Here is a 15,026-nt window from a genome sequence, read left to right on the forward strand (position 1 = left end):
ACCACGCTGTCGACGATGTCCCAGAGCACGACCAGGGCGGTGCCGGCGATGACGACGGTGGCGACGGTGTTCAGGTTGTCGCCCTCGCCGAGCCAGCCGGCGCCGACCCGGTAGCTCAGCGTCGCGCCCTCGGCGACGACGAGGACACCCTGGCCGTCCGGCAGCCGCAGCCGCACCGGCAGCGGCGCCTTCCAGTCGACGAACCCGCTGGCCGCCGGCTGGAACGGCGCGTCGCCGCGGGCGAGCAGTGCGACCGCGCGGGCGGGGTCGTCGTCGAACTGGACGGTCCGCAGCAGCAGCCGCCGGCCGTCGGGGGTCGCCCCGTGGACGGCCAGCAACGGGGCGTCACCGGCGAGGTGGGCGCCGCCGGGATCCTCGTACGCGGCGAGCGCGTTCCGCCACTGCGCGCCCTTGACGACCTCGGCGGGGTCGCCGCCCCACACCTGTTCCGCGCCGGGCAGCGTGCTCGTGACCCACCTCGGCTCCGGGCCGGCCTTCTCCTTGTCGGGGAAGAGGACGTCGTCGGCGTTGGTGATCTCGACGGCCGTCTCCGTGTTCAGCGGCACCCCGACCAGGGCGACGGTCACCCTGTCGCGCTGCGGCGGCACCGGCAGCACGGCGGCCCCGTCGCGGAACGTCACCCGCTGGAAGGTGCGCTCGACCCGGCCGTCCGGGGCGTACCGGAACGTCGGCGAGAAATCCACCGGATACCCGGCGTCGAGCACGACCAGCACGTCGCGGCGCGGCCCGAGCAGCACCGCCGCCGAATTGCCGTCCATGCCCTCGTTCATGCCGCGCATCGTCATCACCCGGGGACCGTCGGCGGTGGGCTCGACGAACCCGGCGTACCCGATCAGACGGTCGTCGCCCGGCGCGGTGGACCGGGTGACGGTGATCCGCTGCGCGACGTAGGCGGCCGGCCCGGCCGGGGTGTTTCCTGCCCAGACCACGCGCGGCTCGCCCCCGGCGTCGGGCCTGCCCCCCTCCGACTCCATGCCCTCCACCCGCTGCCGCCACGCCTGGCGGACCTGCCGCAGGTACTCCTCGTCGCCGGCCAGGTCGCCGCGGGTGGGGGCGTCGAACAGCGGCGAGGCGACCCCGACCGTCACCCCGCCGGTCCCGCGGCCCGCGAAGTGGATCGCGCCGCCGACGGGTACCGCCACCACGGCCGCGCACACCGCGGCCAGGACGGCCCGCCGTCGCCGCTGCCGGCGACGCCCACCCCGTCGCACGTCGTCGAGCAGGGTCGGCGGGCCGGCGAGGTCGTCGGTCACCCGACGCAGGACGCCCCGCACGTCGTTCTCTTCGATGGTCATCGCGCACCCCCGGTGCCGGTCGGGACGGACAGGACGAGACTCGATCCGGCCAGCGCCTCCCGGAGGCGGGCCAGGCCCCGCGAGGTGTGGCTCTTCACCGCGCCCTCGGAGCAGCGCAGCGTGGCGGCGACGTCGGCGACCGGCAGGTCCTCCAGGTAGCGCAGCACCACGGCGGCGCGCTGGCGGGGCGGCAGGGTACGCAGCGCCGCGACGACCGCCTGGCGGAGCGCGATGTCGTCGGCGTGGTCCCGGGCGACCCCCTCGTTGTCGCCGAGCGCCTGTTCGGGCCGCCGGGACCGCCGCCGCCACCGGTTGATCGAGCGGTTGACCAGGGCCCGCCGGGCGTACGCCTCCGGAATGGTGCGCACCCGGCGCCAACGCACGTACATCTGCTCCAGCACCTCCTGGAGCAGGTCCTCGGCCGCGTGCCGGTCACCGGTCAGCAGGTAGGCCACCCGCAACAGCGCCACCGACCTCGTACGGACGAAGTCGTCGAACTCCGTGCCATGCGGATCTCGCATCTACCCTCCTGGTCTCTCGATCAGCAAGACACCGCGGAGGGCCGCGCGGTTTACCGGCCTGTCCCGCCGAAGGCGCACCTCGCCGCTGGCCCCGCACGCCACCTGCGCCGGCTGGGCGGGCGGCAGCGGGCTAGCGGCGCCAGGGCGGCGGCTCGGGCGGGAGGTAGCGGCAGGTGCCGCCGGTGGAGACGGTGTCGCGCAGGTGGGCGGCGAGCGCCGGGTGCCGGTCGTCGAGCTTGCGCAGCACGTCCCGGATGCGGGCGGTCACCGTCTTGCGGGCGCGTTCCGCCTCGTCGCCGAGGCGGCGGCTGCGGCCGGCCAGCCCGGCGGCGGCGCGCAGCTCGGCGAGCAGGGCCGCCCGCTCGGCGTCGAGGGCGGCCACCTTCGCCTCGTCGTCGCGCCCGGCGGCGCGGTCGATCTCGGCGTCCAGCCGCTCCAGGTGGTGCCGGTAACGGGCCTTCGCCTCGTCGTCGAGGACCGGGTCGCCGCCCATCCGGCGGGCGGCGACGAGCTCCGGCCCGGCGGCCGGGTCGAGCAGCTCGACCGCCGGCACGTCGACGCCGGGCCGGCCCAGCAGCAGGTGCAGGTCGTGCAGGCCCTTGGCGTCGGGCAGGTGCACGACCGTGCCGGCGTAGGCGAGCTGCCAGACCGGGCCGTCGCGGCGGAACTCGTACGCCTCGACGGGTGGCTGCCCGACGGCGGGCCCGACGGACGGATCCGTCGGGGGGTCGGCCGGCGGGGGCGACCCCGCCGGGAGGTCGGCCGGCAGGGGTGACCCGGCCGGGAGGTCGGCCACCTGGCGCATGCCGAGCGCGGTGGCGTCCCGGACGGCGGCGGCGTGCAGCGCGGTGGCCGCCGCCGCGTCGCCCGGGCGGTCGCGCCCGGTCAGCGCCGCCGCCAGGCCGACGCGGGCCAGCACCGACCAGGGCCGGGCGCCCATCGCGTCGGCGGAGTCGCGCGCCGCGGCGAAGCCCGCCACCGCGTCGTCCCAGCGCCGCTCCGCCGCGTCGACGGCGGCCAGCCAGTGGTCGACGGGGCCGCTGACGTCGCAGCCGAACAGCGCCGTCATCCACTGCCCGCGGTGCGGCCGCAGCGCCTCCCGGGCCTCGGCGCAGCGGTCGGGGTCGCCGGTGGCGGCGGCGACCTGGGCGCGCAGCCGCAGCCACAGCGGCGCGACCATCTGGCTGTAGCTGGTGCCGTCGGCCTCGATCCCGGCGGTCAGCCGCAGCGCCGTCGCGGCGTCGCCGCGCTCGGCCGCGGTGATGGCCCGGGCGACCCGCAGGTAGGGATGCTCGCCGGGATGCAGCCCGTCGAGCAGCAGTTCCGCCTCGTCGTGCCGGCCCTGCAGCAGCAGCCACGACCAGCGCAGGTGGTGGCCCATGAACGCGGACTCCGAGTGGCCCCACTCGGACAGCTCGTCCAGCTCGGCGAGCAGCTCGCCGGCGCGGGTGAAGTCGCCCTGGAACCCGGCGACGATGCCGTTGTCGATGGCCGCGCCGATCCGGTGCCGGGCCTCGCCCTCGCGGGCTCCGGCGACGAACGCGGTGAGCTCGTCGTGGTATCGCGGGTCGCCGAGTTCCAGCAGCGCCACCCAGCGCAGCGAGGTCGCCCAGAGCTGGGTCTCCCGGTCGCCGGTCCGGCGCGCCACCGCGCGGATCTCGGCGGTGAGCGCGGCCCGGTCGGCGGCCGTGCCGAGCCCCCAGGTGGTGTCGTGCCGGGCCCACAGGCTGAAGGTGAGCGCCTCGTCGTCCCGGCCCCGCCGGGCGAGCGACTCGGTGGCGGTGATCAGGTCGGCGACGAGAGTGCCGGCCGCGAGGGTGGCCGCCGGCTCGCCGATCAGCCGCCGGTACGCCTCCCGCAGCAGGCCGCCCGCGTCGAGGCTGCGCGGGTCGCCGGCCTGGTGGCGGTGCCGGTGGACGGTGAGGGCGACGCGGGCCAGCACCACCGGGTCGTCGACCGACGGCGCCAGCGTGGCGGCCTCGGCGACGAGTCGGCGGGCCTCGGCGTTGTCGCCGCAGTGGTGCAGCAGCTGGCCCAGCTCGACCATGATCTTCACGCGCCGGGTCGGGTCGTCGGCGACCTCCAGCGCCCGACGGAAGTGGACGACCGCCTCGTCCATCGCCAGCCGGCCGCTCGCGTCGCGGGCCGCGGCCATCAGCAGTTCGGTCGCGCGGGCCGGCGCGAGCGCGTCACCGGCCAGGTGGGCGTGGCGGGCCAGGTCGGCGGGGATCAGCCGCTCGGCGAGCCCCGCCGAGCCTTCGACCGCCCGGACCACGGCGGCGTGCCGGGCCCGCCGGTCGTCGTCGGTGAGCCCGTCGTAGAGGGTCTCCCGGACCAGGTCGTGGGCGAAGGCGAAGCGGCCGCCGCCACGGGCCAGCACGAGGCGGGCGGTCACCGCGCGGTCGAGGAGCCGGTCGACCTGGGCCGCCGGGGCGCCCGCGCCGGCCGCGAGGACCTGGCGGTGGAACTCGCGGCCCAGCACGGCGGCCACGGCGAGCAGGTCGGCCACCGCCGGGGGCAGTTGGGCGAGCCGCCGCCGCACCGCCTCCCGTACGCCGGGCGCGATGGTGCTCACCTGGCCGTCGGCGCGCCACAGCCGGGCGGTCTGCTCGACGAAGAACGGGTTGCCGCCGGTGCGCCGGTGCACCTCGTCGACAAGGTCGACGCCCGGCTCGCGGCCGGCCGTGCGGGCCATCAGCGCGCCCGTCTCGTCGCGGGACAGGCCGGTGAGGGTGATGCTGGTCGCCTTGGCCACCAGCGGCATCAGCAGCGGACGCAGCGGGTGGTCGGCGGCCTCCACCTCGGCGTCGCGGTAGGTGCCGACCAGCAGCAGCCGCTCGAACCAGGTGTGCTGGGCGGCGAACCGGAGCAGCCGCATCGAGGCGGGGTCGGCCCAGTGCAGGTCGTCGAGGACGACCATCACCGGCCGGCGCTGGGAGACCGCGACCAGCGCGGCGGTCACCGCGTCGAAGAGGTCGAACTCCTCCCGCTCCGCCTGGTCGTCCCCACCGCCGCCGGCCGGCCCGCCGATCGCCTCGCGGATCGTCTCGCGGATGGCCCGGTCGGTCGCCGTGCCGGTCGTCTCGCCGAGCAGGGCGGCCAGGCCCGGCTCGGCGGCCTCCCGGGCCGCCGCCCAGTCCTCTGGCGAGCGGCGCATGCCGCGCAGCACCTGCACCCAGGGCCAGTAGCCGGGGGCGCTGTCGGAGTCCCAGCAGGCCGCGCCGAGCACCAGCGCCCCGCGCTGGCGTGCCTCCTTCGCGGCGGCGGTGACCAGCGTCGTCTTGCCGATGCCGGGCTCGCCGGCGACCAGGACGAGGCCGCCGTGACTGGCGGCCACTCGGTCGACCTCGGCGCGCAGCAGGCCCGCGGGGTGCTCCCGCCCGATGACGACCTCGCCGAACCGCGGCTCCATGACGCCTCAGACCGTAGCGGAACCGTCGGACATCCCGCCGCCAGCCGCGCCCCGCCCTGCTGCTCCCGTGCCGCCGGCTGCGGCACCGGTGCGGGGGCGGCGGCCGACTCCGACCGCTCGGCCCCCGTCCGCTCGGCCGCCGCAGGCGCTCGTGTCGTCAGTGGGCGTCGGTGACGACGTGGGAGCAGGCGGCGCAGGCCGCGGCGCCCTGCTCGGCGTACCAGCGGCAGGTCCGGCGGATGGCGCAGCGGGGCAGGGCGGCCTCGCGGGTGCCGGCCGTCTCCCGGTAGGAGGCGACGAGACGTTCGCCCAGGCCGCAGTGCTCGCCGGTCCAGAAGCCGCACCTCGCGGTGACACAGGGGCCGGCGAGCCGGTACGTGGACTCGACCGCCGCGCCCGGGCCGGCCTGGGCGAGGGCGACCTCGGCCGGGAGCGGCGGCGTGACGTAGGCGACCCGACCCGCCGGAGTGATCATGCCGAGGAACACCGTGGCGTTGGCCGCGGGGGTGCTCGGGCACATCCGCTCCGGCGGGTCCGGCCGGTGGACGGGGTCCGTCACCGCTGCATCCAGAAGCCGAGGTCGTTGATCTTCTGGCCGAGCTGCTCGGCGAACGGGCCGTCGATAAGCCACAGCCCGTACCACTCGGGGCGCAGCTTGATGTTGGCGTGCCCGACGGCGAGCGGGTTGGTCAGCTTGCTGCCGGCGACGGAGAGGGCGTTGAGGCCCGCCTTCTGGATCTCGCCGGCGATGAGGCTCTGCTGTTCGGTGGTCAGCTCGACGCCGTCGACGACGAATCGGAACTCGCTGCGTGCCATGTCCTACCTCCGGTGGTCAGTACGATTCGGTCCGCAGCCCGCGCCGCAGACTCGCTCTGGTGAATGCCGCCCAGCCGGCCCGGGAGGCGGGGTCGGCCGCGTGCCCGGCCCGGCGTACGCGCTCCCGCCAGTCGGTGGCGTCGGCGCCGCGCTGCCCCCACAGCTCGCGGCAGGCGGCGACCGCGAAGGCGACCTGCTCGGCCGAGCCGGTCCAGCCGGCGGGGCCGTCGGTCACCCGCAGCGCGCCGCCGGCCTCGAGGCGGACCGACGGAAAGTGGTGGTGCAGGCTGGCGAGGGTGCCGAGGTGCGCGGCGTCGGCCCGGCCGGCGGCGAAGGCGTCGCGGGTCTCGTCGTCGCGGCTGACCCGGATCGCGTGCAGCGTGAACGCGTCGCCGTCCGCGCTCACCGTGCCCTCGACCGCCACCGGCGTGCTCCAGCTGCGGGGCGAGTTGGCCGACCAGAAGGCCAGCCAGGCGTCGAGGCGTTCGTGGAAATCGGCCTGGAAGCGGGCCGGCCCGCCGGCGAGCCGTGCCGTGGCGATCCGGTCCCGGGCGAGGAGCGGCTGGGCGGGTCGCGCCGGGGACGGTCCCCCGACGGGTGCGGTCGGTGGTGCGGCGTGTGCGGCGCTCGCTCCGGCGACGGTGGCCGCCGAGGCCGCGGCGGCGCCGAGCAGGATCCGCCGCCGGGACAGTGGAGTGCGGGAATCGGTCATGGCTCGCCTTTCCTGGACGGCCTTTGCCTGTCGCCACGCTATCGATCACCGTTGATCAGGAGAACCGCCGTTCTATCGGCAGGACGACAGGAACTCCGGTGATCGACGGCGGCGCGGATCGCGGTCTTGTGCCGTCGGTCGGCTTTGCGCCCGAAGCGGACCGGATGCCCGACTCTTCCCCGTCGTCCGCGCTGTCGAGCTGCCCCACCGCGCGGACCACGGCCCGCCGCGCCGGCCGGCGGCTGCCGACAATCCGCCCGCGCCGCCGACGGCCGCCACGCCACCGCTCGACGCCGCGCCGCCGACGGCCGCCACGCCACCGACGGCCGCAACACCCGCTCGACGCCGCGCCGGCCACCGGGCCGCCACGACTAGCGCCCGGCGGATCGGGTACGCGCGGCGCATGGGTAGCCACAAGGAGAACAAGCACGATCCCGGCGGCGAGTCGGCGCGCGGTCGGCGCCATCCCGGCAGCGGCGCCCGGGGCCACCAGGGCTCGCCCGTCGAGCACTCGCCGAAGGCCCGGCACCTGCGCACCGCCACCGGATCCGCGGGCACGGAACGCGACCAGGGGCGGGCGAAGGTCACGGGTGGCGAGCGGGTCCAACGACGGGGGACGAGCTGAGCCCCGGCACGGGGCGACGCGTCGGGGAGGCGGTGACGGCGTGCCGAAGTTCCTCTTGAAGTCGACCTACACGGTCGACGGGATCAAAGGGTTGACCACCGACGGCGGCAGCAGACGCGTCGAGGTCGTCCGGAAGTTGGTCGAGGGCGCCGGCGGGCGGATGGAGTCGATGTACTTCGGTTTCGGCCCGGACGACACCTACGTGGTGTGCGACCTGCCGGACCACAAGACCGCGGCGGCGCTGGCCATCGACATCCGCGCGGCGGGCGGGGTGGACACCCGGGTCACCCCGATCCTGACGGCGGAGGAGATCGACGAGGCGACCCGGGAGCGGCACGAGTACCAGCCCCCGGGCCGGTGACACCGGCCGGGTCAGTCGGCCCGCGCCACCGGCCCTCGGGCGGCCAGCAGTTGGGCGAGGCCCGCCATGGCGGCCTGGAAGTCGACGCGGTCGCTGGAGTGGTAGCGCCGGAAGAACCAGTCGGGCACCCGCGCCTGCCCCTGCCTGGTGTGGAAGATCAGGTCCTGCACCTGTCGGGCGAGCCGCATCGACTCGCCCGCCGAGGCGGCGGAGTCACCCCGGACGGCTGCGGCGATGTGCCGCTGCACGACGGACATCGCCCGGTCGCGTTCGGCGGCGACGTCCCGCTGCCCGCGATAGATCTCCAGGCCCAGCAGCAGCGCGCCCAGCGACGGGACGAACCAGCGGGACAGCAGCTCGGAGACCGTCAACCCGGCCGCCAGCCCGAACACCACGCCGGCGACGGTCCAGGCACCGACGCCGGCGAGTACGGCGTGCGCGTAGCGGCGGCGCAGCCGGGCACCCCAGCCGAGGTTCTGCTGCTGGCAGGCCAGCACGTCGTACGGGTGGGGCAACGGCGGGATCTCGTAGTAGTCGCGCAGGTACTGCTCGTCGCCCCGGAAGGCCCGCCCCAGCCGGCTCACCTCCGCCGCGCTGAGTTCGTCACCGACGGCCACCGAGTTCCACCGTAGGCCGAAGAGGCCGACGTCGAACATCTCCTGGAGCACGGCGGCGCGGCGGATCTGCCCGCGCGACCAGGAGGCGAGGCCGACCGCGTTGACCAGCGCCCACAGCGCGCCGAGCGCGGTGACGAGCGTGGCCGACACGGCGGTGAAGGCCACCACCGCGCCGGCCAGGCCGAGGGCCACGGAGAGCCCCAGCCGCAGGTTGTCCAGCCGCTGGGCCCGGCCGTGGCAGACCGACATCGCCCGCAGCAGGGCCATCATCTCGGGCTGCGTCTGGCGTTCGAGCAGGGAATCAGTGCGCTCCGTCATCGCGGCCTCCCACCTGGGTGGCCGATTCTATATCCAGCGAGCTATATGTCACGGACCGTGTCATACATGGAGCGCAAGGTGATCTAGTGGTTACTTTTGGGTAAGTACGCGGTGGAGCGCCAATTACTGACGCGTTCGCCCGAAAGTTGCGGTAGCTTTGCCTCCGCGCTCACCAGCGCCGATCCCTTCGGACGATCCACCCCGCTCGTCCTACCCCTCTTTCACTCCTCGTGGAAGGTCCAACGACGGACATGGGCGACGGTCTCGACGAGCTCGAAAGCTACGCGCCGGATGCGACAGTCGCGGCGGCGCTGCGCGACTGGGCCGGCCACCTGGGCGGCACCGTGCACCGCCCCCGCCGGCCACGCCGCGCCCGCGGCTACACGCCGGCGCTGTTGTTCACCATCATCCTGAAGCTGCCCGGCGGCCCGGGCCGCTTCACCGGACGGAAGCTCCTGGTCAAGGTGTTGCCGGCCGCCGCGGCCGCCCGGCGCGAGCCGGGACGGCACGAGCGGGCCGTGTCGTCCAGCCCTGGCTTCGCCGAGCGGCACCTCGTTCGCCAGCCCTATCCGCCGCACCCGCTGGTCGACGGGCGCTTCCTGATGTTCCAGGAGATCGCCAACGGGGCGGACGACATGGTGACGCTGCACGACCTGGACGACGAGGAGATCGTGCCGGTCATCCGCGAGGTGTGCGACCGGGTGCTCAACGACTGGAACAGCGGTGGCCGGCAGACCGCCACAGCCACCGTCGGGGAGTACGTGCGGCGGGAACTCGCCGCCCTCGACGCGCTGGACGGCCTCCACGACGCCGTACGCGACCTCGGCCTGCCCGGCCCGGAGACGGCGTGGCCGGCGTGGGACGGCGCGCCGGAGCTACCCAATCCACTCCGGACGCTCGGAGCCGGGTCGCCGTTCGGCGCCGACGAGATCGACTACCTGTACGGCAACTCCCACGGTGACCTGCACGGCGGCAACGTCCTCGTGCTGCGGGACACCGAGGAACGGCTGGTTCCCGGCACCTTCCGGCTGGTGGACCTCAACACCTTCGAGGACGACGCGCCCCTGACCCGGGACCTGACCACCCTGGTCCTCACCACGGTGCTGCGGCACGTCGCGGACCTGCCGCCCGACCAGGCGGATGCCCTGACCCGACACCTCGTCTTCCCCACCGGCCGGCGCCCGTCCCGGCTGCCCCCGGTGCTCGCCGAGCTGGTGAACGCCGGGCACCAGGTGGGCGGCGCGTTCGCCCGGACGGACAACTGGGTCTCCGAGTGGCGGGCCCAGTACCTGCTCTCCCTGCTCTGCCAGGCGCTGACCTGCTGCACCTACGACAACGTGCCGTTCTCGGCGCGCCGGTGGTGTTTCCAGCTGGCCGCGTGGGCGCTGGAGGCGTACCGCCGGGAGTTCCACCAGCCGGTCGGCCGGCCCCCGGCCGGGCCCGCCCGGGCCACCACGCCGGCGCCGGCGGGCGGGGCGGGGCAGGCGGGCGGGTGCGAGCCGGCGACGGCCGTGGCCCCGGACAACGAGCAGCCGTCCCGCTACGAGCGCTCGGGCCAGCCGAACAGTCGCGGGCCGCTGGCCCGCACGCCGCCGGACCTGTCGTGGCCGCCGCACGCGGCGATCGCCGTGGCACCGCCGACGGCGGACGGCCCGGCCGGCTGGGACGCCACGACGCCCGGCCCCACCGCCCACCACGCCACCACGCCCGGCCACCACGCCCCCACCCCCGGCCCGCCCGGCCACTACGCCCCCACCCCCGGCTCGCCCGACCACCACGCCGCCACGCCCCGGCCGCCCGGACACCACGCCGCCACGCCCGGCCCGCCCGGACACCACGCCACCACGCCCCGGCCGCCCGGCCACCAGACCACCACGCCCGGCCCGCTCGGCTGGCAGGGCACCGCGACCGCCCCGGCGCCCCGGCCGCACACGGGTCCGCCGTCCCGGCCCCCCACCGGTCCGGCGCCCCGGCCCGGCACGGGTGCCGCCCTGCCGCTGTGGCTCGACGCCGGCGGCAACCAGCCGGCGTTCCGGCCCCGACCGGCGGGCGAGAACGCGGCCACCCCGCGCCGCCGCCGGCCCACCGCCGGCGCCCGGCTGTTCCGGGGTGGTCGGCCGGCGCCGCGCCATCTCGGCGCGCCGCGCGGCCGGCGGGTGCCCCGGGCCCGCCCGGTGCCCCGCGCGGAGCGCCTCCCCGGCGCCCCCGCGCGGGCCGCGATCCGGCTGCCGGTACGGGTCACCGTGCTGCTGGGGGTGGTGGCCGTGCTCGGCGGCGTTCTCGCACCGGCCGTCGCCCAACACCCGCCGCAGATGTTCGGCCGCCGGGAGTCGCCCGTCCCGCCGCCCCTCGACGGCCCGGAACAGGCGGGCGCGCGGCAGCCGCTGGCCGATCTCGCGCAGTCGGTCGCCCGGATGGTGGAGCCGCCGGCCGAGGGCGCGTACGCCTTCGTCTGCCTGCGGGTCTGGTCCCTCGGCGACGCGCCGCCGGGCACCGACGGCCTGCGGACGTACCGCGACGAGCGGCTGTGGTGGAACTCCCGCCTGGCCGGCCGCCGGACCGTCACCCCCGTGACGGACGGGCGGCGGTCGCCGTACCCGTCGGTGGTGCGCTACGGCGAGGGCGACCTGACCGAGGTGCCACCGCGCCCGTCGGCCGACCCCGCCGACCTGCGCGACCAGTTCGCGCGGCAGTTGGACGCGCTACCCCCGGAGCAGCGCGACGCCGCCGGCACGCTCCAGGTGGTCGCGCGGCTGAACCGCTACCACCCGCTCGACGCGGCGCAGCGGTCGGCGCTGCTGCACCATCTGGCCGGCACGCCGGCCATCCAGCGGCGGGGCGCATTCCCCGACCGGGCCGGCCGGCCGGGGTTGGCGTTCAGCGCCGACGACCAGCACGGCCGCCGGGAGACGCTGCTGTTCGATCCCACCAGCGGCGAGCTGCTCAGCCACGAGACGACCCGGGTGTCGGACGACGCCGTCCTGGGTCACCAGCTCTTCCTCAGGCGCGGTCGCACCGACACCGTCTCCGGGCCGAGCTGCGGGTGAGCTGGCCGGGCCGCCACCGAGCCGCGGCGTTGTCGACGGTGGAGATGCTCTGCACCAGCACGGGGTCGCTGCGTCGACCGGGGGCGGCCCGGCGTCCGGTTCAGGGGGCGGCAGCGCGGACGTGAGGGGCGGCGGCCCGGGCGACGGCGGCGGCCCGGTCAGTAGCAGCGGCGCTCGACGTAGTTCGCCCAGTTCCGGTAGGGGCTGGCGTCGCTGCGCACCCGGTTCGCCGCGCCGACGTCGAACAGCCGGGTGCTGTGGTAGTAGAACGAGACGTACCCACTGCCGATGTTGTAGTGCGCCGACTCGACGCGGTACTGCCACTGCCAGTCGGCGAGGGCCTGCCGGCCGCAGTCGGAGAGGCGGCCCCGGGGATAGCCGAAGTTGGGCCACTCGTAGAAGCAGAACGAACCCAGGGGGCAGTCGGCGACCCCGTACGTGCCCACCGGGGCGCGAAGGGTGACGACGAGCGCGCCGTCGCCGTAACTGATCTCGTTGTCGTTGATCGGCGTGCCGCCCGGGTGGGCGGACAGGTACCGGCGCAGTTCGTCGCGGGCGCCGGCCCGGTCGGGCCCGGCGGCCCAGGCGGACGCCGGCGCGGCCATCACGACCAGGACGCAGGTGAGCGCCGCCGCCAGGGCGGCGCGGAGACGGAGTGAACTGACCATTCGACACCTCGCGATGTGAGCGCGGAGGACGAGCGGAGAGCCGCCGGTCGGTGGGCCGGCCGGCCGGGCGGCGGGTGACGCCGGGGCCAGCCTAGGGAGCGATTAACAATGATCACTATCAATGTATTGACAGCGGCGGAATTTGATGTGGATCAATTTGAGTCGCTAGCATCGTCACCATGCGCGCCCGTAGCGTCACCACCGTCGCCGCCCTCGCCGGGCTGCTGAGCCTGCTCGCCGTCGGCGCCGCCCGGGCGGACGACACCCCGGCGCTGACCACCCCCGGCAGCCCCGTCGTCGTCGCCAACGAGCCGCACCACCTCACGCTCGCCTGGACCCCGTCGGCGTGGGCGGGCGAGCCGGCCGGCGCGGAGCCGATCACCTACGAGGTGCGGGCGCAGCTCGGCCCCCACGTCTACCGCGCCCTCGGCACCACCACCGCGACCACCCTGACGCTGACGAACCTGGCCCCCGGCAGCGACTACCGGCTCGTCGTCGGCGCCTACACGCTCGGCGGCTACTCCGACCCCTCCCTCGTCACGCCGGTGCGCACCGCGTACGGGCGGGCGAAGGTCAGCTACCGCAACCTCGACTGGTCACCCACGGACAACCAGATCCAGCACGTCCTGCAGGTCGCCAACACCGGCAGCGCGCCGCTCGACCTCGCCACCGTGCGGGTGCGCTACCACCTGACCTTCGAGGGCGGCAACACGTCCCTGGTGCCGAACTGCGACTGGGCGGCGGTGGGCTGCGACCGGATCGGACGCTCCGTGACGTTCTTCCCGCCGCCGCTGCCGCCGTCGCCGCCGGCCGGCGGCACGCCCACGCCCACCCCGACGCCCACCCGCTACCCGCTGCCGGGCACGCCCGTCCCCGGATGGGTCGAGCTGACCTTCACCGGCGGCGTCCTCGCCCCCGGCGCGTCCACCGGCCCGATCCACCTGCGCCACCACCGGCCCGACTGGACCGGCATCGACGAACGGGACGACCCGAGCTGGCGCGCCGCGACCGGCCAGTGGATCGACAACAGCCGGATCACCCTCGACGTCGACGGCGTACGCGAGTTCGGCGACACCTACGCCTGACCGCGTCACCGCCCGTTCGCCGACGCCGCCGCCCCGGCCAGCAGCGCGAGGATCGTCTGGTTCGCCTCCCAGCCGTCGGGGAACTTCACCGGCACGTCGAGGTGCACGATCTCCGTCGACGGGTGCGCGTCCAGCAGCTCGCCGATCCCCGCCCGCGCCACCACGACGCACGCGTGCCGGTGCCGGGACGTCAGCACGCAGAGCCGCCCCGACTCCAGGTGGAACGCCGTCGCGTCCCGTCGACCCGACAGCGGGTGCAACACGATCGTCATGTCGTACTCCCGGCCCTGGAGCCGGTTGGCCGTGTCGACGGTGATGCCCGCCCCGGCCTCGCCCAGGTGCGCGCGGATCGCCGCGACCTGGTCGCGGTGCGCGGCCCCGACGGCGATCCGGTCGGCGGTGACCGGCGCCCCGGCCGGCGCGTGCTCGGAGACGGCGACCGCGCCGCGCCGCAGCACCCGCAGCGCCAGCGCCGCGCACGCCGAGGCGGCCTCGGCATCGGTACGCAGGGTGTGGCCGGCCGGCAGCTCGTAGAGCGCCCAGCCCGTGCGGGCGGCCAGCTCCACCGCCTCGTCGACCGCGTCCCCGGGGCCGGCCTCGGTGAACGTCAATACCCGGTCGTCGGGGCCGGTACCGGCGCGGAACCCGGTGAACGGGTAGAACGCCGCCGCGACCACCGGCGCGGCCGACGCGGGCAGCCGCCACGACACCGGCAGCCGATGCACCGGCAGCTCCGGGTTGTGGCGCAGCAGCACCGCCACCGCCGACTGCATGGGATCCCAGGTCAGGCCGGTCCAGCGCGCCGTCTCGACGGTCGAGAACGGGTCGAGCTGGCCGGGATCGCCCACGAACAGCGCCCGCTCGAACCTGCCGGCCACGCGCAGCAGCGCGTCCGACCGCATCTGGTACGCCTCGTCGACGATCGCCCACGGCCAGGAGCCCTCGGCGACCGTGGCCCACTTCGCGGCCGTACCGATGATGACGGCCGGGCCGCCCAGGTCGGCGACCTTCGCGGCCACCCGGACCGTCTCGTGGCCCCGCACCCGCTCCGACGGCCGGTAGTCGCCGGCGGAGAGCCGGCCGATGCGCAGCTCGGGCGCCTTGCGGGCCAGGCGGTCGATCAGGTCGTCGACCTGCTCGTTGGTCTGCGCGATGATGATCAGCGGCTCACCGGCGGCGGCCAGCTCGACGGCGGCGCGCACCACCAACGTCGACTTGCCGGCCCCCGGCGGGGAGTCGACCACGACGCCCCGGTGCGCGCCGGAGCGCAGGTCGGCCAGCACGGCCGTGACGACCCGCTCCGCCTCGACCGCCGGCGGCACCTGCAACCCGGCCCGCATCGATCCCACCTTCCCCACGAGGTCTACGGGACCCTACGCCAGCCGGGCGACGCACGACGGGCGGCGGGCGGGGACCGGCGCGTCCGGGCCGGGCGGGGATGCGGAAACCGGCCGCTGGCCTGCGGCGGCGGGCACTAGCGTGGGCGTTGGGCGGAGGCGGGTGCCGCCGCCCGTTGGCCGACCATGTC

The 15,026-nt window shown here is 76.0% G+C and carries 13 protein-coding genes; 4 read left to right on the plus strand and 9 right to left on the minus strand.

Annotation, left to right across the window (positions count from 1 at the left end; translation table 11 throughout):
* The 6 genes from ACWENR_RS08160 to ACWENR_RS08185 all read right to left on the minus strand — a co-directional run.
* Nucleotides 1-1,316, minus strand: a 1,316-nt coding sequence (locus ACWENR_RS08160) for a hypothetical protein (protein WP_452276317.1), incomplete at its 3' end; no start/stop codon positions are given.
* Entirely contained in the window at nt 1,313-1,837 is a 525-nt protein-coding gene (locus tag ACWENR_RS08165; RefSeq protein ID WP_452276318.1) for a SigE family RNA polymerase sigma factor, read from the minus strand. The genes ACWENR_RS08160 and ACWENR_RS08165, both read right to left, overlap by 4 nt.
* Before the next feature lie 130 nt (nt 1,838-1,967).
* The gene (locus ACWENR_RS08170; protein WP_452276319.1) at nt 1,968-5,249 is read right to left on the minus strand and encodes an ATP-binding protein; all 3,282 of its coding nucleotides are present in this window, start codon (nt 5,247-5,249) and stop codon (nt 1,968-1,970) included.
* A gap of 157 nt (nt 5,250-5,406) precedes the next feature.
* Entirely contained in the window at nt 5,407-5,808 is a 402-nt protein-coding gene (locus ACWENR_RS08175) for a hypothetical protein (protein ID WP_452276320.1), read from the minus strand.
* Nucleotides 5,805-6,065, minus strand: coding sequence for a hypothetical protein (locus ACWENR_RS08180; protein WP_452276321.1), 261 nt, complete (start codon nt 6,063-6,065; stop codon nt 5,805-5,807). Before ACWENR_RS08180 ends, ACWENR_RS08175 begins: the two co-directional genes overlap by 4 nt.
* Before the next feature lie 16 nt (nt 6,066-6,081).
* On the minus strand, nt 6,082-6,777 hold the full coding sequence (locus tag ACWENR_RS08185; protein WP_452276322.1) for a hypothetical protein: 696 nt from the start codon (nt 6,775-6,777) through the stop codon (nt 6,082-6,084).
* A 403-nt stretch (nt 6,778-7,180) separates the two neighbouring features.
* Between ACWENR_RS08185 and ACWENR_RS08190 the strand changes: the two genes are divergently transcribed.
* Nucleotides 7,181-7,402, plus strand: coding sequence for a hypothetical protein (locus ACWENR_RS08190; protein ID WP_452276323.1), 222 nt, complete (start codon nt 7,181-7,183; stop codon nt 7,400-7,402).
* Between the two features lie 40 nt (nt 7,403-7,442).
* Nucleotides 7,443-7,763 (plus strand): GYD domain-containing protein, encoded by a 321-nt coding sequence (locus ACWENR_RS08195; protein WP_452276324.1) that lies wholly within the window; start codon nt 7,443-7,445, stop codon nt 7,761-7,763.
* Between the two features lie 11 nt (nt 7,764-7,774).
* On the opposite strand, the gene ACWENR_RS08200 is transcribed toward ACWENR_RS08195, so the two are convergent.
* A complete protein-coding gene (locus tag ACWENR_RS08200; protein WP_452276325.1) occupies nt 7,775-8,698 on the minus strand; it encodes an S-4TM family putative pore-forming effector in 924 nt (307 codons plus the stop codon).
* Nucleotides 8,699-8,949: 251 nt separating this feature from the next.
* Here ACWENR_RS08200 and ACWENR_RS08205 point away from each other — a divergent pair, with 251 nt between their 5' ends.
* Entirely contained in the window at nt 8,950-11,745 is a 2,796-nt protein-coding gene (locus tag ACWENR_RS08205; protein WP_452276326.1) for a hypothetical protein, read from the plus strand.
* A gap of 158 nt (nt 11,746-11,903) precedes the next feature.
* Here the strand turns inward: ACWENR_RS08205 and ACWENR_RS08210 are convergent, their stop codons facing one another.
* Entirely contained in the window at nt 11,904-12,413 is a 510-nt protein-coding gene (locus ACWENR_RS08210; RefSeq protein ID WP_452276327.1) for a peptidase inhibitor family I36 protein, read from the minus strand.
* 179 nt (nt 12,414-12,592) lie between these two features.
* On the opposite strand from ACWENR_RS08210, the gene ACWENR_RS08215 reads away from it, so the two are divergent.
* Nucleotides 12,593-13,498, plus strand: a complete 906-nt coding sequence (locus ACWENR_RS08215; protein ID WP_452276328.1) for a cellulose binding domain-containing protein — start codon at nt 12,593-12,595, stop codon at nt 13,496-13,498.
* A gap of 5 nt (nt 13,499-13,503) precedes the next feature.
* Here the strand turns inward: ACWENR_RS08215 and ACWENR_RS08220 are convergent, their stop codons facing one another.
* Entirely contained in the window at nt 13,504-14,838 is a 1,335-nt protein-coding gene (locus tag ACWENR_RS08220) for an AAA family ATPase (RefSeq protein ID WP_452276329.1), read from the minus strand.
* Nucleotides 14,839-15,026 lie beyond the last annotated feature (188 nt).

The organism is Micromonospora sp. NPDC004336 (assembly GCF_053602615.1).